The sequence below is a fragment of the Thalassospira tepidiphila MCCC 1A03514 genome, assembly GCF_001662875.1.
Classification (GTDB): Bacteria; Pseudomonadota; Alphaproteobacteria; order Rhodospirillales; family Thalassospiraceae; genus Thalassospira; species Thalassospira tepidiphila.
On record NZ_JPVZ01000002.1, the window covers coordinates 443794 to 468803 of the forward strand.

Below are 25010 nucleotides of genomic sequence, written 5' to 3' on the forward strand. Positions count from 1 at the left end.
GCGCATATCTGAAAACGCATATTCGTGAAGTCTCACACCATGAAAACGGCAACAAGATGATTGTTGTTCCCGAAAGCCACAGTTTGCGGGAACAAATCATGGTCCAAAAGGTTTTGCCAAAAGACTTTGTTTGTGTGTGGCAAGGCCGTTACTGTGCCCTTCACACGAATTTGCCGTCACAAAAGGTGCCTTGATGACCAATAAGCTGTTCTGTTTCGGATTGGGATTTTCCGCCCACCTTGTTGCCCGCGAGCTTAAGGCAGAAGGTTGGAAAATTGCCGGAACCACGCGAAGCGCGGACAAGGCCGAACAGCTGAAATCTGAAGGCATCGAACCCTTCATTTTTTCCGATGGTCAACCGATTGCCGATATCGCCAGCGCGCTTGAAGGCGTGACGCATGTCCTTTCATCTGCCCCGCCCGGCGGGATGGGCGATCCGGTGATCCATCATCATGGCAGTGATCTTGCGGCACTGCCCGCGGGCACATGGATTGGCTATTTGTCGACCACCGGGGTTTACGGTGATCGGGATGGTGCCGAAGTCACCGAGGATGATGATCTTTTGCCAAGTGGCAAGCGCGGGCGCAGACGCGTGGCGGCTGAAAAGGCATGGTTTGATCTTGGCCGTCGTCATGATCTGTGTGTGCAAAGCTTCCGACTGGCGGGCATTTATGGCCCCGGTCGCAATGCGCTTGAAACTGTCCGGTCAGGTCGCGCACGCCGGATCGTCAAACCCGGTCAGGTCTTTTCGCGCATCCATGTTGATGACATCGCCCAGACGGTTCTGGCATCCATCAAACAGCCCAATTGCGGGGCGGCCTATAATGTCTGTGATGATGATGCGGCCCCGCCGCAGGATGTGATTGCCCATGCCTGCGGTTTGCTGGGTATCGATCCACCACCCGAACAGGATTTTGCTACTGCAAAGCTAAGCCCGATGGCTGCCAGTTTCTATGAAGACAATAAACGCGTTTCAAATGCGCGGATCAAACAGGAATTGGGTGTTAAGCTGCGCTATCCGGATTATCGGGCCGGTTTGCTGGCCCTGCATGATGAAATACTGGCCAAATTGCAGGGCAGAGACGAAAACGTTTCATAAAACCGCATTGTTGACCACAATAGCGGGTCGTATATAACCCAAGAGCCTGCGGAAAATCATATTGTCGTCTGTTTGGACACCGTATGTTCAGGCACCATATGATTTTCCACAGGATCAGTTTCGGACCGGATCGTCTTGGCGTTCCGGACCCCAAGGCCACCGAGCACGGGCATCTGATGCGGGCATCGTCCGCATAGTCCCGACCGGCAAGGAGAGAGCAAGCATGGATCGTCGTATCGTAACCGTTTTTGGCGGCACCGGATTTGTCGGACGTCATATCGTCAAGCGTCTGCTGGAGCGTGATTTTATCGTTCGCGTCCCGACCAGAAGCTTTGAACGCGTCAAAAAACTCAAACCGATGGGCAATCTGGGGCAGGTCGTGCCGGTCCATTGCGATGTGCGCGACGAAGACAGCATCAAGGGCGCGCTCGAGGGTTCCGAAGCGGTGATCAACCTGCTTGGCATTCTCTATGAACGCGGCAGCAAGAATTTTCTCAATATCCACGTCAAGGCCGCCAAACGCATTGCCGAGGAAGCCAAGGCAGCCGGTGTAAAGACGCTTTTGCATATGTCGGCACTGGGTGTGGATAAAAACACCTCTGCCAACTATGCGACGTCAAAGCTGGCCGGTGAAAAGGCCGTGCGCGAAGTGTTCCCGGATGCGGTGATCTTCCGCCCGTCGGTGATTTTTGGCCCGAATGATAACTTCCTGAACAAGTTTGCCACCATGGCGCGTTTCTCGCCGATGCTGCCGGTTGTTGGCGCACCGGGCCTTCCGAAAGTTGATCTGGGTGAAGGCAAGGTAGATCTGCACGGCGAAGGCGGTCCGAAATTCCAGCCGGTCTATGTTGGCGATGTTGCCGATGCCTTTGTCACCGCACTCACCGAAGGTAAATCGGCTGGCAAAACCTATGAACTTGGTGGGCCGGAAACCTATTCCTTCATGGCGCTTTTGCAGGACATGCTGCGCATTACCCGTCAGCGCGCCATTCTGATGCCGGTTCCGTTCTGGCTGGCGTCGATCAAGGCATTCTTCCTGCAGTTCTTGCCGGTCCCGCCGCTGACCCCGGATCAGGTGCGTTTGCTCAAGACCGATAACGTCGTTTCCGAAGGTGCGGACGGTTTTGCCGAACTTGGCATTACGCCCAACAGCCTCGAAGCAATTGCGCCGTCATACCTCAAACGGTTCTGCCCGCCGCGTAAATCCGGTGAGTTCCGCCGTTTCGTTTAAGGCGCACGGCTGATCAGGCGATCAAAAAGAAAACCCCGCCAAACTTTTGGCTGGGTTTTTTCTTGTCTCGAAGGCGCCAAGGATATCGGCCGCGTTGCACAGGGCCGTCAAACCTTCTTAAGGGTCTCACGAACGGTATCGATGATTTCGGAACGTGACGGGGCCTGAATGACCGGCTCCCCGCCCGGGCGTTCAATCATGATCACCGGAATGCCTAGGTTCCGTGCGGCTTCGATCTTGGCAAAGGTCGCATCACCGCCGCTGTTCTTGCTGACGATCACATCGATTTCGTTGCGTTCAAGAAGCTCGGTCTCGCTTTCAACACTGAACGGGCCGCGCGCAAACAGCCATTCACCAAATTCCAGATCAAACGGATCACGCGGGGCATCAACAGTGCGGACAAGCAACCATGTTTTTTCAAGCCCTTCAAAGGCATGAAGGTTCTTGGCACCGCTTGCGATTAGCGCGCGATTGCCAACTTCGGGCAGGATTCTGGCCGCTTCTTCAATCGATTTTACCATGATCCAGTTGTCATCTTCGGTCTGCTCCCAGGCCGGACGGTGATATTGAATACAAGGCATTGCCACGGCATGGCAGGCCTTGGCGATATTGTGTGAAATCTCGGTGGCATAGGGGTGGGTGGCGTCAATCACCAGATCAATCTGTTCATTTTTGAGATGGGTGATGATGCCCTCCGGCCCGCCAAAACCGCCGATGCGAACAGGAACCCCATCAGGAAGGCTCGGCGCGCTGGTGCGCCCGGCGAGCGAGAGTTGCAAACGAACATCCCGGCCAAATTCATGCATCAAGTCCTCTGCAATGCGATTTGCGTCTCCGGTCCCGCCAAAAATAAGGATGCGTTTTGGACGTTCGGCAGGGCGGGAGAGGGACATGGGCAAAGAACCTTGTTGTTGCTTTATGACCTTGGGTGGCCTGATTGTCGTGCAGTCACGGGAACAGAGTAACGAACTGCTGCTTACGATGCCACCGGTCGGAATTGATCAAATTCGCCAATCCCGTGGCGGGCAATGATGGTGCCGTTGCGGTCGGTAATAACGACTTCAACGGCCGATGCGCCGTCCAATGTGGCGCGTGCGGATTCGCAGGCCTGACGGGCAATAGCATCTTCAATCTTAACGTCCGCCGCCTGACAAAGTTCCAGAACCTGTTTGGCGGTATTGGCCGTGCGACACTGGTCTTGCAGCGTTTCATCCCCGCCACACGCTGCAATCGTTCCTGCCAGTCGATCAAAATCGACCTGTGATCGGCTTGAATGCAAATCGAGGTGGCCTTGGGCAAGCTTGACCAGTTTGGCAAAGCCACCGGCGATGCTGACAAAGGCAATCGGGTTTTTGCGAAGATACTTCAACATCCCGCCAACAAAGTCGCCCATATCAAGAATGGCTTCTTCGGGCAGGCCATAGAACGCGCGAATGGCCGCCTCGGACGTTTTGCCGGTTGCGCTGGCAACATGTTCGCGCCCGGTCGCACGCGCGACGTCAATCCCGCGATGGATCGAATGGATCCACGCCGAACAGCTAAACGGGATAACAATCCCCGTCGTGCCCAGAACGGACAACCCGCCGATAATGCCCAATCGCCCATTCCACGTTTTGGTGGCAATCTCGGCACCCCCGGGAATGGAAATCTCGATCTCGACATCGGGGCTTGCGCCATACTGGTCGCAAAGTGCTTCGATCTGTCCGACCATCATTTCGCGCGGCTTGGGATTGATCGCGGGTTCACCCGGCGGTAATGGCAGGCCCGGCTTGGTAATCGTGCCAACCCCGTCACCGGCATGGAATGTGATGCCGCCTCCGGGTTTGCCGACGCGCACCGTCGATATGATTTCTGCCCCGTGGGTGACATCGGGATCATCCCCGGCATCCTTGATCACGCTGGCGCGCGCCCAGCCATCGCCCTTTTCCGCCTTGATCAACTTAAAGGACGGCGTTTCCCCGCCAGGCAGGGTAATGGTGACCGGATCGGGAAAATCGCCGGACAGCAATGCCTGCCACGCGGCACGGGTTGCGGCGGTGGCACAGGCCCCCGTCGTCCATCCCTTGCGCAGTGGTCCTTCCGGTTTTCTTGCCATCAGTCGGTTTTTTTCCTGTTAATCCTGTCGGTGTTTTCGCTATTGAGGGCGGGGATGAGATCCGATTGGGAAATTCAATTAAACATCAATATTTATGTGATTTAAAAAGTTATACGAAAAAATATCGGAAATATGTTGTGCGTATCGTTTGATTGCTGTTTAACATATCCTCTTGATGCGGTCCTGCACAGATGGCTGCATTTCATTTAAGTAGAAGTATCGCGCGATGACGAACCTTGGTGTTGATTTTCCGGTTTTTGAACCGGGTTGGGTATGGCTTGTTGGGGCGGGACCTGGTGATCCCGGTCTTCTGACGCTGCATGCCGTCAACGCCATGCAACAGGCCGATGTTGTTGTCTTTGACGCGCTGGTCGATGAACGGATTTTGAACCTTTTGCGTCCCGATGCCAAACGCATCTATGCGGGCAAGCGCGGTGGCCGTCCATCTTCGAAACAAACCGATATTTCCCTGCAACTGGTTGAACTGGCCAAACAGGGCCTGCGCGTTTTGCGCCTTAAGGGCGGTGATCCGTTCGTGTTCGGACGCGGCGGCGAAGAAGGCATGACCCTTGTTGATCACAATGTGCCATTCCGGGTGGTGCCGGGCATTACCGCCGGGATTGCCGGTGCGGCTTATGCCGGTATTCCAACCACGCATCGTGATTGCAATTCGTCGGTGACCTTTGTCACCGGCCACGGATCCAGTGGCGAGGTGCCAGACAACATCAACTGGACAGCACTCGCCAAAGGTGCACCGGTTCTTGTCATGTATATGGCGATGAAACATCTGCGCCGGATTTCGTCGGAACTGATGTCAAACGGTCGGGCTGCGGATGAACCGCTTGCCGTGATCAGTCAGGCGACCACACCGGGACAGGGTATTCTGATCACCACCCTTGAAAAGGCGGCTGATGATGTCGAACGCGAAGGTGTTGAGCCGCCTGCGGTGTGCATTCTGGGCAAGGTTGTCGGCCTGCGGGATCGTCTGAACTGGCTTTCGCCGCAGGACGATGTGACCGCGGTGCGCCATGTGCCGTTCGAACAGGTGCTTGATCTGGTCACCGCACCGGCAGATCCCCTCAAAAACTGAACTTCGATCCCGTCCGAAAAGGTGGCAACAGATTGATATATATCGTTGCCGGTGGGACGCGCGATTGTACAATCGCTCGCAAATGTTTTGACCCGGATGGATCATGGACGAACAGCAGGTATTGATACGCATCCTTGAAAGTGGTTGGGCGCAATGTGTTGATATCGTGCGCACGGATGGCGGGGTACTTCTGACTGCGTTGGTGGCGGGACTGGTGGGCAGTGCGACCCACTGTGTCGGCATGTGCGGCCCGTTCGTGATCAGTCAGGTCACCAGCCGGATGGAACAGATCCCGGTCGAGAAAATGAGCGAGTTTCGCCGTCTCACCGGTGCCGCCTTGCTACCCTATCAGTTCGGGCGTTTGTCGACATATTGCTTGCTGGGCGTGCTGGCCGGCTATTTCACCGACAGCATCAGTGCGCTCACCCGTGTCTGGTGGATCGGGCCGGTCTTGCTGATTGCGGCCGGTGTGTTTTTCCTTCTGTTCGGCATTCTGGGCCTGATGCCCCATCTTGGCGGTTTGTTGCCATCGACCGGGGAAACGCGGTGGTGGAACAAGCTGGTTGGCAATCATGCGCGTGGGCTTTTCCAGGCCCCCTATGGCTGGCGGGGTTATTTGCTGGGCGTGATGCTGGGCTTTATTCCCTGTGGTCTGGTTTATGGCGCGCTTGTGATGGCAGCCGCCACCGGTGCGGCGCTTAATGGTGGGGCGGTGATGCTGGTCTTTGGCCTTGGCACGGTGCCGATGCTGTTTGTCACAGGCTTTGTTGGCCAATATGCTGCACAGCGTTTTCGGGCCCTGATGGTGCCAGTGGGCCGTGGACTCATGATTATTAATGGCCTGATCCTGTTTGCCTTGGCAGCAACGACATTGGGCTGATGGGGTCGGGCAGCATGATCAAGTGTGAGCTTTCCCACAGGTGCTGACCTTGCAAGAATGTGTAGGGTATTTATAGTGCCCCGTCAGTTTGTGGCACACAAAGATCGGTTGTCCGTAACCGGCAAAGAGATGAGGGTGGACGCGTGAGCAAAAAGACGCTTCTGGCAATTCTGGGTATTGCCCTGGTTCTTGGTATCGGCCTGACCTATCGTCTGATGATGATGGGCACGGAAACCAATTCGTCCGGTACGGCGTCGATTGGCGGTCCCTTCACACTTGTCAATCAGGATGGCGAAACTGTCACTCAGGATGACTTCAAGGGCAAATACATGCTGACCTATTTCGGCTATACCTTCTGCCCGGATGTTTGCCCGACCGAATTGCAGGTCATGGGAACAGCACTTGATATGATGCCCCAGGACATCGCAGATGAAATCACACCCGTCTTTTTCACGGTCGACCCCGAACGCGATACGGTCGAAGCGGTTGCCGAATATGTTCCCTATTTCCATGATCGGATGGTTGGATTGACTGGCACCGTTGAACAGACAACGGCGGCGGCCAAGGCGTTTCGTGTATACTACGCGAAAGCGATCCCGGAAGGTGAGCCTGAAGATACCGATACCTATCTGATGGACCATTCGTCCTTCGTGTATCTGATGGATCGCGAAGGCAAATTCGTCCGCCACTTCAATTACGGCACCAGCCCGGAAGACATGGTAAAGGGCGTGACCGAGGCGGTCAAAAACAACGGCTGATTATTCCGGCGCGTAATGCCATGATCATGGCAAATAAATTCGGCTCGGAGAACAGCCCAAAATGCCTGACACCATTCCGGGGATCGTGATTGCGGCCCCCGCGTCAAACAGTGGCAAGACCGTCATTACATTGGCGCTTCTGCGCGCGCTGACCCGCAAGGGCCATAAAATTGCCGCGGCCAAAACCGGGCCGGATTATATCGACCCCGCCTTTCAGGCAGCTGCCTGTCGCGATACCTGCATCAATCTTGATCCATGGGCAATGACGCCAGACCAGATCAACGGTCTGGCCCGCGGTCACACGGAGGGCAAGGCCTTTTTGATGTGCGAAGGCGTCATGGGCTTGTTCGATGGTGCCGCCAACGGTGATGGATCGACCGCCGATCTTGCCGCCCTTGCCGGGTGGCCGATTGTTCTTGTGGTCGATGTGAAAGGCCAGTCGGCTTCTGCGGCCGCGGTGATTTCCGGGTTTGCCAAGTTCCGTGATGACATCAATGTTGCCGGTGTGATCCTTAATCGGGTGGGCAGTGACCGCCACAAGCAAATGATTGTCGATGCCTGTGCCAAACATCTGCCGGATCTTCCAGTGCTTGGCGCGGTTAGGCGCAGCGAAGACCTGATCCTGCCGGAACGTCATCTCGGTCTGGTGCAGGCAGGCGAACATGCCGAGCTTGATAGTTTTCTCGATCGTGCCGCCGATATCATCAGTCAAGATGTCGATCTGGATGCCTTGATCGCACTGGTGGGTGAAAAGGCCGGAAAGGCCGAGAAAACCAAAAAATCTGCAAAGGTTACGTCGACCACAGCTGTAATTGCCCCGCTTGGCCGTCATGTTGCGGTGGCGCGTGATGCGGCCTTTGCGTTTAGCTACCCCCATCTTCTGGATGGCTGGCGTGCGGCGGGGACGAAAATTTCCTTTTTCTCGCCATTGGCGAACGAGGCCCCGAACCCGGATTGTGATGCCATCTATCTGCCCGGCGGCTATCCGGAACTGCATGCCAAAACCCTGGCCGCAGCCAGGGTTTTCAGGGCCGGAATGCACGATGCGGCCCAACGAAACATCTTGATTTACGGCGAATGCGGCGGCTACATGACCCTTGGCAACGGCCTTGTTGATACCAGTGGTACGCGCTACGAAATGCTTGGTCTGTTGCCACTTGAAACCAGCTTTGCCAGCCGCAGGCTGCATCTTGGCTACCGTGAGGCACAGCTGGGCATTCCGACCCCGTTTGGTCCGGCAGGCATGAAGCTGCGTGGTCATGAATTTCACTATGCGACCACATTGTCTGAAGACGGCATGCCGTTATGCCGGATGAAAACGGCGACGGGTTTTGATCTTGGTCCTGCCGGTCTGGTGGATGGAAGTGTTTTTGGCTCCTTCTTCCACATGATCGCAGAGAGTTGATCAACCCGTTGTCAGACTTGAATGCGACGGGGATTACGTGCGGGTTAGACTATGTTATGTCTCAATGACGGCCCGACTGAGAGAGATCATGGATAATAAAGACCGCGTCGCATTGCCACCTGAACCATTCTGGGAAACCAAGACTCTTGCTGAAATGACGCAAGCGGAATGGGAATCCCTTTGTGACGGCTGTGGCAAATGTTGCCTGCATAAGCTGCAAGACGAAGAAGACGATTTTGTCTATTACACCTCGGTCGCTTGTCGCCTGCTTGATTGTCATACGTGCCGCTGCAAGGACTATCCCAACCGGACCCAGCATGTCCCCGATTGTGTGCAGCTTTCCAAGGAAAATGTCGAAACCCTGTCCTGGATGCCATCCACATGTGCCTATCGCCTGATGGCAGAGGGAAAACCACTACCCGACTGGCATCCGCTTAAGACAGGTGTCGCAGACTCGGCCATTATGGCAGGCATGTCCGTGCGCGGCATGGCCATCCCCGAAGACGAAGCCCATCCTGATTTGACACGCTACATCGTGAAGTGGCCTGCCTGATTGTGAACTGTGGATAATTACGCCACAGAGATCAGCAACCTTCCTTGCAATAAACATCCCGCTTTACCACCTGAATGAAATCATAGGTTGAAAGGTTCAGGGGGCAGTGATGTTTGGCAGCAATGCTGGTGATAAAGAAAAAGCCCAGATTTACGAGGCATTGAATCGGTCTATGGCTGTTATTGAGTTCAACATGGACGGGACCATCGTCAGGGCCAATGAGAACTTTCTAGAGACGATGGGATATGAGCTTGATGAGATTGTAGGCCAGCATCACCGTATGTTTATGCCGTCGGATTTTAACAAGGCAGAATATGAAGCGTTTTGGGAAGAGCTTCGTTCTGGCAAGTTCGTTTCTGGCGCAATGGCCAGAAGGAAAAAAAACGGCCAGATGATTTGGCTTGAAGCAAGCTACAACCCAGTTCTCGATCGCAATGGCAAACCCAAGAAAGTCGTCAAACTCGCTTCTGACATCACAGAGCGTCGTGTCGAGCGGGCAATGTGGCAAAGTGTTTTTCGCGCCATCGAGAAATCACAGGCGACGATCGAGTTTGAGCTTGATGGCACCATTATTTCCGCAAACCAGATGTTTTTGGATGTGATGGGCTACACGCTTGACGAAATTAAAGGTAAGCATCACAGCATTTTTGTCGAACCTTCTTACCGGGACTCCAAAGAATACAAGGATTTTTGGAAAGCCCTTAATGCCGGTGAATTCAATTCCGGCGAGTTTAAACGCGTGGGCAAAGGCGGCAAGGAAGTATGGATCTCCGCTTCCTACAATCCGGTTCTTGATCCGGTGGGGCGCCCGTTCAAGGTCGTGAAGTTTGCAACCGACATTACCGCACAAACCAAGCTTTTGCTGGATCTGAAAAAGATCATCGATACGAACTTCAGCGAAATCGACGGCAACCTGGGTGAGCTCAACAGTTCCGCAGACCAGAGTGTTTCCATGTCTGAAGAAACATCAAACACGGTCCAGACAGTCTCTGCCAGTGCCGAACAGATGGCGGCTTCCATCGCTGAGATTTCACAAAGCATGAGCCAGTCGCGCTCAGAGACTGAACGGGCTTTTGCCGAAACGGTTACGGCCAATGATTCAACCCAGCGCATGGCGCAGGTTGTTGATGCCATGGGAAATATTGTTGAAGTCATCCGCAATATCGCTGGTCAGATCAATTTGCTGGCACTGAATGCAACAATTGAAAGTGCGCGCGCAGGTGATGCGGGCAAAGGTTTTGCCGTTGTTGCCAATGAGGTCAAAAACCTCGCCAACCAAGCTGCCAAGGCGACAGAGGATATATCCGAGGAGATTTCAGGTATTCAGGCCATTTCAGGCGAGGTTGTCGGTGCGCTTGAAACCATTCAAAGGGCGGTTCAAACGGTACGTGACGGCGTAACCAGTATTTCGTCCGCCGTCGAAGAGCAAAGTGCCGTCACTAACGGTGTGACCAATAATATGCGCATCATGGCGTCTTCCGTGGAAGGATTGACCAGTAATCTGGAAACCATTCGGATTTCAACATCCCGCGTGGCTGATTCAGTTAAAAAGACCCGCGAAGCTGCATCTGTTCTTGCCAAATAACGAGATTAAAATTGGTTGAAAGCTTCCTGACCTGCCGTCGTGCACACGAAATGGGCGAATATGACCCTTTGTTGTAGCTATACCAAAGGGTTGGAATCATTCGATAGCAAAAATATTTTGGTGAAAGGGATGTGACGTTCCGATGGCGCCTGCGAAAATCTTTAAATTCTAATAATTGTAATAGTACATTGTATTACAAGTTTAATTTTAAAATCATTCCCGCGTTTCTACCAGAATTTATTATCCAAAGTTGTTTTACTCAGGGCGAATAAACAATTTGTCTTGCCTCAGCCAAAAGTATATGGTTGGGTATGAATGATCATATGTTCAAAGTGGGATCAATTATTCAAAGGCAGAGATATTTCAAACTTCGGCCGGTATGGCTGAGAGCCTAGCGTACCCGATGCAAAGTTTGAAAAACTGCAAGAAATTCCGAACAACTGACTCATCAAATGCAAGCCGTTTGAAAACCGGGAATGATCTGTGTTGAAGATCTTACCGTATCCTCTCGCATGAGAAGTGAACGCACTTAGGACTAGGTTTGATCATGCATGTGTATGAGAGACTGGTTCACGCGTTCATAATTACGACCAAACGGTCAATAACCCCGCGAGGCTGACGGGAATTAACGGGATAAACCCGTTTACGCAAAGGGTATAAAAGTGGGTATTGGATTTTTTAAGGGTGAGTCCGAGGCGCGTAATGAACAACAAGTCACCGCTGCGCTCGGTCGCTCAATGGCACGCATCGAATTCAACGCGGAAGGCAAGATCCTCTCGCTGAATGAAAACTTCGAAAAGACGATGGGCTACAAGGCCAGCGATCTTGTCGGCAAACATCACTCTTTGTTTGTCCCCGAAGAGCTCATCAGTTCGGCAGATTACAAAAATTTCTGGAAGAGACTGGCGTCAGGCGAGTTTCTGACCGGGGCCTTCCCGCGCAAACGTCGTGACGGATCGTTGATTTGGCTTGAAGCCACATACAACCCGATCCTCGACGCGAAGGGCAATGTAACCAAAGTCGTGAAGTTTGCGACCGACATCACCGAACGTCGCAACGAACGTGCGTTGCTGCAAAGCGTGTTTGATGCGATCAGCACCTCGCAGGCGGTGATTGAGTTCAATCTGGATGGCGCGATTCTGACCGCCAATGAAAACTTCCTGTCTGTGCTGGGCTACAGCCTAGATGAAATCAAGGGCAAGCATCACAGCATGTTCTTGCCGGAAGATCAGAAAAATTCGTCAGAGTACCGGGCGTTTTGGCAAAGCCTGAACCAGGGAAAATTCCAGGCCGGTCAGTTCGCCCGTGTGGGTAAGAACGGCAAGCAAGTCTGGATCGAAGCAACCTATAACCCGGTTCTTGATGCTGTTGGCAAACCGATCAAGGTGATCAAGTTTGCCACCGATATCACCGAAAAAACCAAGCTTCTGATCGACCTTAAAAAAATGATCGACGGTAACTTTACCGAGATCGACAACAATATCACCGAGCTTAACACGCGCACGGTTCAAAGCGTTGATGCGTCGACCAATACGATGGAACTGACCCGTAACGTTGCGGCCAGCACCGAACAGATGGCAGCCTCGATTGCCGAGATTTCCCAAAGCATGGCCCAGTCACAGGGCGCAACCGAGCGCGCCTATGAGCAGACCAACACCGCCAACGAAATGACCCAGCGCATGACAGGCGTGGTTGACGAGATGGGCAATATCGTTGAAGTCATTCGCAATATTGCCGGGCAGATCAACCTGTTGGCGCTGAACGCGACGATTGAAAGTGCCCGTGCAGGTGAAGCTGGCAAAGGGTTTGCCGTTGTTGCCAACGAGGTCAAGAACCTTGCCAATCAGGCGGCACGTGCCACCGAAGACATCACCCAGGAAATTACCGGTATTCAGGAAATTTCCGCCGAGGTCGCCGGTGCTTTGGAGACCATCCGTGGTTCGGTTGAAACTGTCCGTAACGATGTCACCAACATCTCTTCGGCGGTGACAGAGCAAACGGCGGTTACCGAAAATGTCAGCACCAGCGTGCGCGACATGGCCCGGTCTGTCGAAAACATGTCAGATAACCTTGCCGCCATTCGCACGACGACCGATACGGTCGCGTCCTCCGTACAGCGCACGCGCGAAGCGGCCGAAGTGCTGACGCGCTAATCAAGGCCGAATTCTTCGATCGAAAGCTGCCATTGAAAGGGCGGAGCCGTAAGGCTCCGCCCTTTTGTCATGGAATATGACAGTTTGAAGATGATCAAGCTATCCTGCGGGGTACCACTTGCCTTAAGCAAGGGGAAGTCACAAGAATGTCGGCTTGAGGCACTTGGAGCTGATATACTCCGGGCTTGCAGGGGAAATACGGGGCGATAAGGAATGAACAGCGATCATCTGCGCATTGATGTTCTTGGTGTGGGCGAGGCCTTCGATCCGAACTTTGAAAATTCGTCGGTCGTGGTGTCTGCGGGCGACTTTCGCCTCTTGATCGATTGCGGGGCAACGGCGGCCGGGCGGCTGATGGCCAAGTTTCCCGATCCGGATGCGATTGATGCGATCTATTTCACCCACATGCATCCCGATCATGTTTTCGGTCTTGTGCCGGTCATGCTGAACTGGCGCGATGATGGCCGTTCAAAGCCGTTGCGCATTCTGTGCAGCCCGCAATTGCGCACGCATCTTGAAAAACTGATGGAGCTCGGCTTTACCGGACTTGGATCAGCCTGGCCGTTTACCATCATCTGGCATTCGATTGCCGAGACAAATTCAATTGGTCCGTTTGAATGCCGTTTCGCGCGGTCCGATCACAGTGTGCAGAATCACTCGATCCTGTTGCGCTACGCGGACAAGGGGTTTGCCTATTCCGGTGATGGCAATGTAACAGCAGAAACCGCCGCCCTGTTTACGGGTGCGGATCTGGTGTTTCAGGAAACCTATCTGATCAAGCATGATCCGCAACATGCCTCCCATTGTGATCTGGAAACGGTTTTGAAACTGGCATCCGACATGCCCGGCGCGCGATTCTGGCTTTATCACATCAAACGCAATGTGCGTGCGGAAATGGCCCAGATGCTGCGTGGGAACGAGCAGGTCCGCATCGCCGCACCCGGCGAAGTCATCGAAATCCGCTAGACCATATCTGAGAGCACCTTATTTATTCGGGCATGCTTTCCTTCAGGCAATAAAGCACCTCATAGGGCGCTGTAAGTTGTGGCAGGTGCCCGTATGAATCGATGATGTGTAACGTGCTGTTGGCAAGTTTAGCATTCAAATAATGACCAACTTCCAGCGGTACGGCAGGATCTCGTGCGGGTTGAATGATTGTGGTTGGGATAGTAATTTTTGGCAGGATATCGCGGAAGTCAGACTGAAAAATGAACCGTGCTATCTTTAGTGCGGTTTGGGTTGGCATGGCCAGAAGGCCGGACGCAAATTCACGAACGAACAGAGGAAATTCGTCGCCGACAATCACCGGGGCAAACCCGTTTGCCCAATCTTCGTAACCTGCTTCCATTGCGCCAAAAAGACCATCAAGATCATTTTGCGAGAAACCGCCGTGATAGTCACCTTCATTGAGATAGCGTGGTGAAGGCGCAATCATGGAAATATGATCAAATATCTCGGGGCGTTCGCAGGCCGCGATCAAGGCAACCATACCGCTCACGGAATGCGTCAGTATTTTTGCAGATGAAATGCCTTGTTCATCAAGGATCGCTATCAGATCATCGGCAAAAGCGGTAATGGATGTATGTCTTCCGTCTTCGAATGTTGCCCTGCTGTTCGGGCCTGCCCCTGCAAGGTCATACACCCCGATATCGTAATGTTTGAGAAGGTCTGGCAACAACAGTCGCCAACTACGATGATCGGTCCCGAACCCGTGCGACAGCACCATCAAAGGGGCATCCGCGCGCCCGCGAGCATTGCGGATCAGGCGCCAGTTATGCAGCTCTGACAGTGTTTTCGATGCTTTCTCGTTCGACGTGTCGGTCAACTTGGTCAAACCTCCGAATGAACTGAAAAAAAGTACCCGGCGGGCCGGGTACTTCAAAAGCATCTTAGCATTGTAGGCGACTTAGTGAACCGCGCGTGGCTCCATGTCGTGCTGGCGGATGGCTGCATCCGCGACGGCATGGTTTTCGAACGACGCGATATGGGTACCGTCGGCGGTGAAGACGCCATAGACCAGTTCGTCACTGTCGTTCTCTGTGTTGGGAACCGGACGCACATAGGCAAAATCATGAATACCCAACAGGGCGAAGTCACCGTTTGACAGAAGACCGGTATCCTGGCCGATCCGCTGATCGCTTTCGGTATCGTGGTTATTTGTTCGATTTGTCATTTGAACCACTCCTTGGTTAGGCTTTGCCGTCTATTTGATCAGCATTGCTATCCTCGTCCTCGACATTCATGTCGATGGTTTTTGACGGCACAGCTTTTTTCTTGTTCGAGCCAATCGCGATTTCACGAACGACCGGTTCCGGCAAGGGTCTGTTCAGGTCAACATGCAGCAGACCATTATCCAGATGGGCACCGACGACTTCGATGCCTTCGGCAAGGACGAAGGAGCGCTGGAACTGTCGTGACGCAATGCCACGATGGATATAAACACGTTCGCTGTCATCGTCGGTATGTTTGCCGCGAATGATCAGCTGGTTGTCTTCAGTGGTTACCGACAGGTCTTCCTCGGCAAATCCGGCAACTGCGACAGTGATTCGCAGTTTGTTTTCACCAATCTGTTCGATGTTATAGGGCGGATAGCCCTCGGCCTTGGTTTTCGAGACCTGATCAAGAACGCGTTCGATCTGGTCAAAACCCAAAAGCAACGGGCTGTTGAACATTGAAATTCGTGACATTTGCAGCACCTCCTCCATCAGAGCGAGTGTGGTTGTTTTCAGATCCCACGCATCCTGCGTTTCGGGCATCTAATTGTTCGACCCGAGGCATTCGGCACCGAACGTTTCATATATTCAAATAAATGTGGTTTTCCCGCCAATAGTCAAGCCTTGCCTGCGGCACAGACATAAGACATCGACTAATTCTTGGTTTGTGTCAGATCTGGCATCGTTTCAAGCGCATAATAGGCAACCGACTGATCCTTGCCGCGCAGCGCAACCTCGTGCATCACGGCGTTTTCCGGCAAGGGTATCGGCCCGTGATCAAACAGCGTCTTGGAAATCACCAACGGCACGCCATGCCCCTTGGTCTGGGCTTCAAGGCGGGCGGTCGTGTTGATCGTATCGCCGATTGCACTGATGTTTTCGCGGCCGGGCGGGCCCATTTCGCCAACGATGGCCTTGCCCATATGGATGCCAATTCCGATGCGCAACGCATGGGGAAGCTCCGATTTAAGATGCAGGTTAAGGCCTTCGATCCGGCGCAGCATCTCGGCGGCTCCCTCAAAGGCCTGAAGGATGGTGCGCTCGGTATCGTCACTTTCATGGCCATAAAGCGCCATCAGGCCATCGCCGGTAAACTGGGCGTAATAACCACCTGTGCCACGCAATGCCTCGGTCATCTCGGCAAAGAACTGGTTGAGGATGAAAAGCACGTCATAGGGCATCTTGCTTTCACCAAGCTTGGTCGAATCGCGCAAGTCGATAAAGATACAAACAACTTGCCTTTCACTGCCCGAAAGTCCGCCGGGACGTCGTCCGTCACGCGCGGTGGCGTTCGGCGGCAAAAGTGGTGCGACCGCCAGATCATTATGCGGTCTGATCTGACAGGCAAGGCGCATGCCCTTGGGCGCCTGAATGCTTTTGAGTGCCGCAGCCTCGATATCGCCGGGAGGGGCAAGGTGATCACTGCCTGATCCACAATGGATCCTGCACGTCGTGCAGCGCCCGTGCCCGCCGCAAACCGATGCCATCGGAACACCGGCATCGCGCAGCGCCTCAAGCGCTGTGGCACCGGGCGGTACACGCACGAAACGCCCGTTGGGCAGGCTTAACATCGGTCCGCGCTTGACCCGATCAAAGGTCTGGCGGATCTGGCGCACACCAAAAGGTGCCAGCGCAAGGGCGATGCTCAGGATCGTGAAGGGCAAAATGGCGTTTTCATAGAAGGTGATGGCGTCCTGATTGACATTGGCGGCATCAATCACCCCAAACACATATTTGCGTCCGCCTTCCTCTGCGCGGCGGATCACCTCGGCCGCCGCGGCTGAGTAACCGGCAAGAGAAAGTGTCGGGATCAGAATTGCCAGCGTGCCAAGCGTATTGCGCCATTTCGGATAGAACGGTTTAACCCGCAGCCAGAAATGAATGCCGATGCAGCCATGCGCCCAGACAACAATCACCGTGATCGCCTGCAAGATGCCCTGATGCGGAATGAACACGGCCAGATCCAGAAGAACGCGCTCAAACGGTGAATCAACATCAAAGCCCAGATCAATAACCCGGGTCGCGATGATGTGTCTAAACAGAAGGAACGGAATGCACAGACCAAGGATCATCTGTGCCCATTCCGATTTGCGCAGGCGCAGGGTGCGGCGGCTGGTCAGGCGTGCGGTTGCCAACAAAAAGTGCGTTATCAGTGACAACACCAACAGGATCTCAAGCGGTGGAAACTGCCAGAGTTCCGTGGTGTATTCCCCGGCCTTTTCCATCAGTTCCGGTGAAACGATGCCTGCCGTATGGTTCAGCAAATGCGTCAGCACATAGGCAAACATGGTCAGGCCGGAATACAGCCGCAGATTCTGGATCATCGCTTCGGGTGCCTATTCTTCATTTGCGCGGTCTCTCGGTGGTCCAAACTTGAACGTCGACATTCTGCGGTCGATCACATCATTTTGCTGCGTCCATGGTTGAACAGGATCATGCAACACCTTTGGTTGATAAAGTGTTTTGCATCTTCAGGCACGAAAAAAGCCACCGGGATTTCCGGTGGCTTTTTGTGATTCGGTGCGTGATGTCGGTATGATCTGCGGCCTTAGGCCGCGGACTTGATACGCTTTCGTGTCATGAACTTCACGAGCGAGCGCGCGAAATCGACACTCGTGATCGGCGTCTCAAGTGACTTCATGGCAGCTTCATGCACATCATCGGGGATCAGGTCATAACGGGCCTGCAAAAGGGCGGTCTCGTATGGTTTCATGAACTCCGGATGCGGCTGGATCGAGGCTGCATTATCGCCATATTGCAAACCGGCATAGGGGCAGAAGTCGGAACTTGCCCAGACAGTCGCACCCTTTGGTGGCTCAACCACCTGATCCTGATGGAAAGCATTGATCCGGATCTTTGCCGGGCTGTCAGACAGCCAGTCGCTGTTGCGCGCATCAACCGCGTATTGATGTACGCCCACACCCCAACCCTTGTCGGACTTGATGACCTTGCCGCCAAGTGCTGTTGCCAGGATCTGATGACCGAAACAGATACCAAAGACCGGCTGACCGGCGGAAACCGCATCGCGCAGGAAGTCCTGCAGGCGGATCATCCACGGCAAGTTTTCATAAACGCCATGTTTGGACCCCATGATCACCCAGCCATCGGCATCGCGGATTGAGTCCGGAAAAACGTCTTCCAGAACGGTCCAGGTTTCGAACTCCAGACTCGGATCAACGTCGCCAAGCAGCTTTTCGAGCATGCCGGGATAGGAGGCGAAATCGTCGCGAAGTTCTTCTGGGGCGAATCCGGTCTCAAGAATGCCGATCTTCATGCAAAAACCTCTGTGGTCGTCAATGTGGCGCTAAGGGTCAAAACTCATTCACATGATCGCCCCGGTCGCCCGGATTTGTGCGGATATGCGGAGCAAAATCATAGGAAGATATGCATCTTTCAAGATTTTGCGACAAAATAGCCCGTGCAAATCCGGGTGATCCTAAGGACAACTGATATGGGAGAAAGCCTCTGCGTCAAATCCCTTGACCGGGGATCACCCCGCTCTGCGGCATTTTCCTAGCTTTTTCTCTCATATCAGTTGCCGGGCCGGTCATGTGAATGAGTTTTGACCCTTAGCTGAGTTATGGGATTTTAACGCCAAAGACAAGCCCGGTGCTGCGAGATTTTAGTCAAATTTTGACCGGAAATGCGAAACCGCCCGGCGTAAAGCACGGGCGGTTGCAAAACCTGCGGCAAGTGTCTGGGGGATCAAACCGGCCGCAGATTATCGGGTTCAGTCTTTGGCCGGGTTTATTTGTTGAGACCGATGGCACGGGCACCGCCCATGCCGGCAATCATCGCGACCACAAAAATAATCGTATCGGTATGGCCGAACGCCAGTGCACTAAGGGCCGGACCCGGGCAATACCCAACCAGTCCCCAACCGGTACCAAATAACAGGCCGCCAACAACCAGTTTGGTGGTGATGGCACGGTTGGTCGGCAGGCTCATCTCGCCGCCACAGACCGCCTCGGTCCGGTTCTTTGCAAATTGGAAGATCGGAATGGCAACCGCCAGTCCACCGCCCATGACGAACGCAAGACTCGGATCCCAACCCCCATCGGCAATCGCCCAGATATCAAGAAAACCCAAAACCTTTTGCGGGTCGATCATGCCCGAAATGTAAAGGCCAAAGCCGAAAATCGTGCCGCAAATCAGGGAAACAATTATCCGCATTACATGCCTCCCATCAGATGGCGGGTGACAAGAACCGTGACAAAGCCCGCTGCCATAAATGACAGGGTCGCAACCAGCGATCGCAGCGAGAACCGCGACAGGCCGCAAATGCCATGACCACTGGTGCAACCACTACCAATCGTGGTGCCAAGACCAACCAGAAGACCGGCAACGATGATGACCGGTAATGAGCTTGTCACGACACTCTGGGCTTCGATCTCGGTTGCGTTCATCAGGATGAACGGACCGACAACCAGCCCGATGATAAAGGCCAGTCGCTCAAAAACAGCAGAACCACCCTTGGTCGGGGTCAACAAACCGCCAAGAATGCCGCTGATCCCGGCAATTCTCCCATTGAGCAAAAGATAAAGGCCAGAGGCCAGACCAATAAGTCCACCGCCAATCAGGGCGGAAATCGGAGTGAAGTTTTCCATCATTCAATCCATCAAAATCAGAATTTATATTAATGTATTATAATTAATTGATTTTATCAATGGGTCAGTGGAAATTTGTGCCAAATTTCTTTGTAGAAACTGTTGCTAAAAACGAAGCAGACCTACCCGGATGCGCCCAACTATCGGTCAAGATACTGTTTGCATTGGTGTCCGATTCCACAAAACAGATAAGCAATTGATTTTTCATTATTTTATCTATCTTGCAAAACACCGAAAATAGGAAGATATAGCAGTATCTTTGGTTGTGGTTTCGGCGTGTTGCCCAAACCCCCCCCTTTTCGGATTTCATGCATGAGCAAAGATCGTCTGTCCGCCAGTCGGCGTCTTGATGTCGCATTGGCGCTGGTATCACAGGGTGACTACACCGCTGCGATTGACGTGGCGCGTGCCGCATTGGCCGCTGATAGTGACTGGGACGAAGCCCATTTTACGCTGGGCGACATCTATGAACGTGCCGGTGAAACCGAAAACGCCGTTGAGGCTTTCCGTCAGTATCTGATGCTTGATCCCAAGGACCGCATGGGGGCAGAGGTCCGCCTGACATTGCTTGGTGCGGCTGCCCTTCGTGATCGCTTGCCGCCCGATTATGTGCGGGCTCTGTTTGACGATTATGCCCCACGGTTTGAGATCAGCCTGCGGGATCGTTTAGCCTATCGCGGACCGGAACTTTTGTTTGAAGCCATCCGGACTCATCTACCGGAAATGTTGCGTCCGATGGATGTGCTTGATCTTGGCTGTGGTACCGGGCTTGTGGGCGAAGTGTTCGCTGGTCATGTTGATGCGATTGATGGCATCGACCTGTCGCCGCGCATGATCAACCGCGCACGCGCCAAGGGGCTTTATCGCACCCTTGTCGCTGGCGATATCACCGATATGCCCGCCGATATCGGAACGGATTACAGCGTTGTCATCGCGGCGGACGTTCTGAACTATCTTGGCGATCTGGTGCCGGCCCTGCGTGCTGCCCATGACCGGATGAAGCCCGGCGGGTTGCTGGTATTCACGCTCGAGCATGGTGATAACTTCCCGTTCGATCTCGGTCCCGGGCAACGCTTCCGCCATCATCAGCGCGCGATCAGCGAATGGCTGGTCGAATGTGGCTTTAACGTTCTTTCAGACACTTTGGGTGTTCTGCGTCAGGAAAAGGGCAACCCGGTCGAAGGTCGGGTCATCGTCGCGCGTGCAAGTGATGCATTGGCGCTGATGGCGGGCGATCTGATCATTCCGGGCGATCCCGATCAGGCATCGGGTCAAACCCTTCACTGAGCTGCTGTGAAATGCTTAATGCAAAACACCCCGTAGCCTGTGGCTGCGGGGTATTTTTTGTTTGGCATTGCTCTAGATCGGCGTGCCGCGAATGACCGCCACCTCGTGATAAAGCGGCACATTCGGATCATCATTGATCATTTCCTGGGCCTTGGTGGCCGACAGCGGCCGCTTGCCTTCCGGGTCACCATAGAATTTGCAGACAAGCTGCTTTTCATATTCGGTCCCGTTCAGCGCCTTTTCCAGTGACACGAAAAACGAAATATCCGTTCCTGAATGTTGCAGAACGATCTTTGATGCGATTTTTTCGGGTTTGTAGCCGTTGGCTTCAAAGCATTCGCAAATAATCTCGGTGCCAATGCGGCAACCAAAATTCATCACCAGTTCGGCCTTTGGTGCGTGTTCGCGAATACGGCGCATAAGCGCCTCGTTCAGGCCAAGCCCGACCGAGTTGTAGGGGTACTGGTCAAACAGGCTCCAGGGATAATAATGCGCGATATGGTCTTCGGCCTCGTCACCGGCCCCTTCGGCCAGTTCGATGGACTGGGCTTCGCGAAAGGCCGTCAGGCGTTCATCACTGGGCTCGCCCACCTGTGGGATGCAGGCAATCACTACATCGGTCTTGGCAATTTTTTCGCGTGCCTCATCGGTATCGACAAGGCTGACACTGCCATGGACCGGTTTGAAATGTTTGGCATGTTCGGGGGAGAGGATTTTGATGTTGCGCTCTGCCAGAACGACAAGGCGGGGATCAAGGTCGCTGCCGTAAACGCGTCTGGCGCCGCAGCTTTGCAAGATAAAGGCGACATTGATGCCAGTACCAACACCGACCTCGTAAACGGTTTTGTCTTTCAGATCAGCGCGCGCCAGGCCTTCCTGGAATGTTTGTGTCCAGGGATCATCGGGATCAAAGGCAAAACCTGGTGTTTCGGGATCACTGGCGTATGGGCTGGATGTCTCGCTGCTCTCTTCTAGCATAGTGCTTCCTGTTTTCTTGCGCATCAGCCGGTCGCGGGACCCCGCAGGCATGGCAAAAAGCGCCATATGATCCGGAGACAAGGCAACCGGATGGTGTTGGCGCTACAAGCCTGCATAAACGGTACCGGGATCGACAAGCCAGTGCCGATGCGCAGCGTTTTATCTTATTCTTGACGCGGTCAGGTGAGCGCGACGTGACGCCATACAGGCATCATGGACGGGAAGATTGCCGGCAATGGCACCGGCATGGGCAGGGCAAAAGCGCCCCTCAGTTTACGGCGGCAAACTGTTTTGCGTCGCTGGCCAACTGAACGTCTTGGGCAAGCGGGCCAAGCGAAACTGCCAGACTTTCACAATTGCAGTCCGCACCGACCAGAACATTGAGTGGGGATGTGCTGTCTTCACGGCCCACCAACGCCTGCATGATCCGCAGAAGGGTTGGTGCCGGAGACAAACCGTTGCAATCAATTGTGTTCGATACTTGCATGTCGTCTTCTCCTTGTCTGGCAAGCAGGAGCTTCGGCACACCGCCGGGGACGGTTAAGGATGCCGCAGCATGACGTGTTCCCGATGCCCGACAAGATCTGCGGGCAACCTGATAGAAACACTCTCGACCTTTGCGCGATCCCAGCATCAAGCCACCACGCGGTGGCATCATCGGAATGACAGAAGGCCCGATCCAAAGACCCGTTCTGTCAGCTGGGCGGTCATAAGGGTCAACTTTTGCAATCAACCCGTTTTGGTCATCAAACTCGTTTCGCATCGCGACTGTCGCGCATCAGCACAAGTTATGATTTTCAATGCGTTGGGATTGGGTGCGCCATCAAAGTGGCTTTCTCCGAACCCCGACCAAAACACACCGGAAAATTCTCCGGCCCGACCTTGTTGAATTCAATCGTAGCAGTCGATGGGTGGGTGTCAAGGAAGGATTTGATTATTTTTTACGCAATTGGTCGAACAGATTAAATTTTAATCACAAATGTCTCTCTTTCCCGCCCAAGCATATGGACGGGTTGGAGGATGGGTCCAGAAACATGAAAACCAGCAAGTATTTACCGCGCTTGCGAAGGGGCGGAATGCGCGCTTCCGGCGTCATGTCCTAATCGCGGAAACCGGGGTCCAGACGGTCGGCAAGGCGCATTTGTGCGTCCCACTCCAGGGCAACATCACCGTCGTCATAGGCCATCTGGCTGAACTGTTCGGAAACGCGTTTTATCACCGCATCATCAATCTTCCGAAGGGGTCTTCCCATCGCCAGGGTAGATTCCTGAATCTCGCACGCCCGGTTCAGATAAAACATGTTTGAAAACATCTGTCCGGCAGTTGCCTCCACGGTCAAAAGACCATGATTGCGCAGGATCAGCGCGATGTTGGCGCCAAGCGCTTCAACGATTCTTTCGCGTTCCTCAAGATCAAGCGCGATGCCCTCATAATCGTGATAGCCGATCTGGCCATAATACTGCAGGGCGATCTGATTAAGCGGCATCAGACCTTCTTCAAGGCAGGAAACGGCAAATCCCGACCGTGTGTGGGTATGCATCACCCATGCGGCATCATGGCGCCCGATATGTACGGCACTGTGGATGGTAAAACCTGCCGGGTTCACCCGATAGGGGCTGTCCGCAACCTTGTTGCCGTCGACATCGATTTTCACCAGCGAAGAGGCGGTAATTTCCTCCCACATCAGCCCATATGGATTGATCAGAAAATGCCCCGGTTCACCGGGAACGCGGGCCGAAATGTGGGTATAGATCGTGTCGGTCATTTTGTAATGCGCCGCCAGCCGGTAACAGGCGGCAAGTTCGATGCGGCACTGCTTTTCGCTGTCGCTGATTTGTGGATCACTCATGACGCTGGTCTCGGCGTCTTTCTGTGTCGCGATATGCATGCCGACCTCCATTGATCTGATCAAACGGCTTTACTCTTTGATATACACTTGTTTAACTGAGGATGAAACCAAAGCGCAAATTTTCTTGGTATGGTGCGTGCAAATCAGGTGCGCCAACAGGGATCAGCAGCGCAAAAGAAGATGATGTAAGGGGCTTTGACTGATGGTGGTGGCGGAACCGATTTACGGTGTTCTTCTCAGCGATGGGATGGATCTCAAAAGCTATTATTCGCTTGATTTTGGTGATGCGGCGCCCGATGTCCGCCTGCTTAACCCCGATGAAGTCACCAACCCCGATCTTATCCGTTTTGCGGTGTGCTGGCTGCCTGGCCCGGCAGCGTTTTCGCCCTATCCCAATATTGAAATGGCGATGTCGGTCGGGGCCGGCGTCGATGCCTTGCTGAAACATCCGGGCTTGAGCGATGACGTCGCGATCTGTCGTGTTCGCGACCCCAATCAGGCGGACCTGATGGCGGGTTATGCGGTGCATGAAGTGGTTCATATCGAACGCGGCTTTGCCAGTATGCAGCAAAGTCAGGCCAGCGCCGAATGGGTCCCGCCTGCGATCCGGCCACCGCGCGATCTCAAGGTCGCCGTGCTTGGCCATGGCTCCATGGGGGCATCTGTTGTCAAAGCCTTGGCTGCCTGTGGATTTAGTGTTTCGGTTGCCTGCCGCCGTGATCCAGCGGATCCGGTCGAAGGTGTGCGCTATTTCACTGGTGACGACTCGGTTCTGCAATCGGTGGCCGGTCAGGATGTGGTGATCAATGTCCTGCCCCTGACGGCCAAGACCGAGAATATCCTTAATGCGGCGCTGTTTTCAAAGCTGGCCAAGGGTGCCTGGCTGATCCAGATGGGACGCGGTGAACATATGGCCGAGGATGACTTTGTTGACGCTCTTGATCGTGGGCAGCTCAGTGGCGCGACCCTTGATGTGTTTCGCGCCGAACCGTTGCCGTCAGGCCATCCGTTCTGGGCCGATCCGCGCCTGCGCATCACCCCGCATATCGCCAGTGATACAACGCCAAGCATTGTTGCCGAACAAGCCCTGCAATCAGCCCGTGAACTGCATGCAGGCAAACCGCTCAGCCTTGCTGTCAGCCGTGGTCAGGGCTACTGAGCGATCCGCTCAACATACCCACACTCGATTGCACGCTTGAAACCCGATCAACATTATTCAATTGTATA

Annotated in this window: 24 protein-coding genes; 12 read left to right on the forward strand and 12 right to left on the reverse strand. The window is 54.0% G+C overall.

The genetic code is table 11. The features are described 5' to 3' along the window. Positions 1 to 193: 193 nt before the first annotated feature. Both TH4_RS06095 and TH4_RS06100 read left to right on the forward strand, forming a co-directional pair. Complete coding sequence (locus tag TH4_RS06095; protein ID WP_064780317.1) at positions 194 to 1099, forward strand: SDR family oxidoreductase; 906 nt, start codon at positions 194 to 196, stop codon at positions 1097 to 1099. A 223-nt stretch (positions 1100 to 1322) separates the two neighbouring features. Then, the gene (locus TH4_RS06100; protein WP_064780318.1) at positions 1323 to 2330 is read left to right on the forward strand and encodes a complex I NDUFA9 subunit family protein; all 1008 of its coding nucleotides are present in this window, start codon (positions 1323 to 1325) and stop codon (positions 2328 to 2330) included. 107 nt (positions 2331 to 2437) lie between these two features. Here the strand turns inward: TH4_RS06100 and TH4_RS06105 are convergent, their stop codons facing one another. Together TH4_RS06105 and TH4_RS06110 are read right to left on the reverse strand one after the other, a co-directional pair. Then, entirely contained in the window at positions 2438 to 3223 is a 786-nt protein-coding gene (locus TH4_RS06105) for a cobalt-precorrin-6A reductase (protein ID WP_064780319.1), read from the reverse strand. Positions 3224 to 3306: 83 nt separating this feature from the next. Continuing rightward, on the reverse strand, positions 3307 to 4425 hold the full coding sequence (locus TH4_RS06110) for a cobalt-precorrin-5B (C(1))-methyltransferase (RefSeq protein WP_064780320.1): 1119 nt from the start codon (positions 4423 to 4425) through the stop codon (positions 3307 to 3309). A 226-nt stretch (positions 4426 to 4651) separates the two neighbouring features. On the opposite strand from TH4_RS06110, the gene cobA reads away from it, so the two are divergent. The 8 genes from cobA to TH4_RS06150 all read left to right on the forward strand — a co-directional run bounded on the left by cobA (position 4652) and on the right by TH4_RS06150 (position 13815). Continuing rightward, the gene (cobA, locus tag TH4_RS06115; RefSeq protein ID WP_064780321.1) at positions 4652 to 5515 is read left to right on the forward strand and encodes a uroporphyrinogen-III C-methyltransferase; all 864 of its coding nucleotides are present in this window, start codon (positions 4652 to 4654) and stop codon (positions 5513 to 5515) included. A gap of 103 nt (positions 5516 to 5618) precedes the next feature. Continuing rightward, the gene (locus TH4_RS06120; RefSeq protein WP_064780322.1) at positions 5619 to 6395 is read left to right on the forward strand and encodes a sulfite exporter TauE/SafE family protein; all 777 of its coding nucleotides are present in this window, start codon (positions 5619 to 5621) and stop codon (positions 6393 to 6395) included. A gap of 143 nt (positions 6396 to 6538) precedes the next feature. Then, positions 6539 to 7153, forward strand: a complete 615-nt coding sequence (locus TH4_RS06125) for an SCO family protein (protein WP_064780323.1) — start codon at positions 6539 to 6541, stop codon at positions 7151 to 7153. Positions 7154 to 7214: 61 nt separating this feature from the next. Continuing rightward, a complete protein-coding gene (locus TH4_RS06130) occupies positions 7215 to 8558 on the forward strand; it encodes a cobyrinic acid a,c-diamide synthase CobB (protein WP_064780324.1) in 1344 nt (447 codons plus the stop codon). A gap of 88 nt (positions 8559 to 8646) precedes the next feature. Continuing rightward, positions 8647 to 9111, forward strand: coding sequence for a YcgN family cysteine cluster protein (locus TH4_RS06135; RefSeq protein WP_064780325.1), 465 nt, complete (start codon positions 8647 to 8649; stop codon positions 9109 to 9111). Between the two features lie 109 nt (positions 9112 to 9220). Next, the gene (locus TH4_RS06140) at positions 9221 to 10696 is read left to right on the forward strand and encodes a methyl-accepting chemotaxis protein (protein ID WP_064780326.1); all 1476 of its coding nucleotides are present in this window, start codon (positions 9221 to 9223) and stop codon (positions 10694 to 10696) included. A gap of 662 nt (positions 10697 to 11358) precedes the next feature. Further along, a complete protein-coding gene (locus tag TH4_RS06145) occupies positions 11359 to 12849 on the forward strand; it encodes a methyl-accepting chemotaxis protein (RefSeq protein WP_064780327.1) in 1491 nt (496 codons plus the stop codon). A 213-nt stretch (positions 12850 to 13062) separates the two neighbouring features. After that, entirely contained in the window at positions 13063 to 13815 is a 753-nt protein-coding gene (locus tag TH4_RS06150; RefSeq protein WP_064780328.1) for an MBL fold metallo-hydrolase, read from the forward strand. A gap of 22 nt (positions 13816 to 13837) precedes the next feature. Here TH4_RS06150 and TH4_RS06155 read toward each other — a convergent pair whose 3' ends face one another. The 7 genes from TH4_RS06155 to TH4_RS06185 all read right to left on the reverse strand — a co-directional run bounded on the left by TH4_RS06155 (position 13838) and on the right by TH4_RS06185 (position 19669). Next, complete coding sequence (locus TH4_RS06155) at positions 13838 to 14737, reverse strand: alpha/beta fold hydrolase (protein WP_083996992.1); 900 nt, start codon at positions 14735 to 14737, stop codon at positions 13838 to 13840. Between the two features lie 18 nt (positions 14738 to 14755). Continuing rightward, entirely contained in the window at positions 14756 to 15022 is a 267-nt protein-coding gene (locus tag TH4_RS06160) for a DUF1150 family protein (protein WP_008888938.1), read from the reverse strand. 16 nt (positions 15023 to 15038) lie between these two features. After that, a complete protein-coding gene (locus TH4_RS06165) occupies positions 15039 to 15536 on the reverse strand; it encodes an Hsp20 family protein (RefSeq protein ID WP_040822570.1) in 498 nt (165 codons plus the stop codon). 179 nt (positions 15537 to 15715) lie between these two features. Further along, the gene (locus TH4_RS06170) at positions 15716 to 17386 is read right to left on the reverse strand and encodes an adenylate/guanylate cyclase domain-containing protein (protein WP_064780329.1); all 1671 of its coding nucleotides are present in this window, start codon (positions 17384 to 17386) and stop codon (positions 15716 to 15718) included. A gap of 224 nt (positions 17387 to 17610) precedes the next feature. After that, entirely contained in the window at positions 17611 to 18336 is a 726-nt protein-coding gene (locus TH4_RS06175) for a type 1 glutamine amidotransferase (protein WP_064780330.1), read from the reverse strand. A gap of 473 nt (positions 18337 to 18809) precedes the next feature. Next, positions 18810 to 19235 carry a DUF6691 family protein gene (locus TH4_RS06180; protein WP_064780331.1) on the reverse strand — a complete coding sequence of 142 codons (426 nt, stop codon included), beginning with the start codon at positions 19233 to 19235 and terminating at the stop codon, positions 18810 to 18812. Next, positions 19235 to 19669: a YeeE/YedE family protein gene (locus tag TH4_RS06185; RefSeq protein ID WP_063085997.1), complete on the reverse strand. Its 435-nt coding sequence runs from the start codon at positions 19667 to 19669 to the stop codon at positions 19235 to 19237. Before TH4_RS06185 ends, TH4_RS06180 begins: the two co-directional genes overlap by 1 nt. 312 nt (positions 19670 to 19981) lie before the next feature. Between TH4_RS06185 and TH4_RS06190 the strand changes: the two genes are divergently transcribed. Further along, complete coding sequence (locus TH4_RS06190; protein ID WP_064780332.1) at positions 19982 to 20956, forward strand: class I SAM-dependent DNA methyltransferase; 975 nt, start codon at positions 19982 to 19984, stop codon at positions 20954 to 20956. 72 nt (positions 20957 to 21028) lie between these two features. Here TH4_RS06190 and TH4_RS06195 read toward each other — a convergent pair whose 3' ends face one another. The 3 genes from TH4_RS06195 to TH4_RS06205 all read right to left on the reverse strand — a co-directional run bounded on the left by TH4_RS06195 (position 21029) and on the right by TH4_RS06205 (position 23822). Beyond that, positions 21029 to 21934 (reverse strand): 50S ribosomal protein L11 methyltransferase, encoded by a 906-nt coding sequence (locus TH4_RS06195; protein WP_064780488.1) that lies wholly within the window; start codon positions 21932 to 21934, stop codon positions 21029 to 21031. 268 nt (positions 21935 to 22202) lie between these two features. Then, positions 22203 to 22421 (reverse strand): hypothetical protein, encoded by a 219-nt coding sequence (locus TH4_RS20620; protein WP_008888946.1) that lies wholly within the window; start codon positions 22419 to 22421, stop codon positions 22203 to 22205. Positions 22422 to 23033: 612 nt separating this feature from the next. Continuing rightward, complete coding sequence (locus TH4_RS06205) at positions 23034 to 23822, reverse strand: class II aldolase/adducin family protein (protein WP_245227763.1); 789 nt, start codon at positions 23820 to 23822, stop codon at positions 23034 to 23036. A 163-nt stretch (positions 23823 to 23985) separates the two neighbouring features. Between TH4_RS06205 and TH4_RS06210 the strand changes: the two genes are divergently transcribed. Then, entirely contained in the window at positions 23986 to 24942 is a 957-nt protein-coding gene (locus tag TH4_RS06210; RefSeq protein ID WP_064780334.1) for an NAD(P)-dependent oxidoreductase, read from the forward strand. Positions 24943 to 25010: the final 68 nt, after the last annotated feature.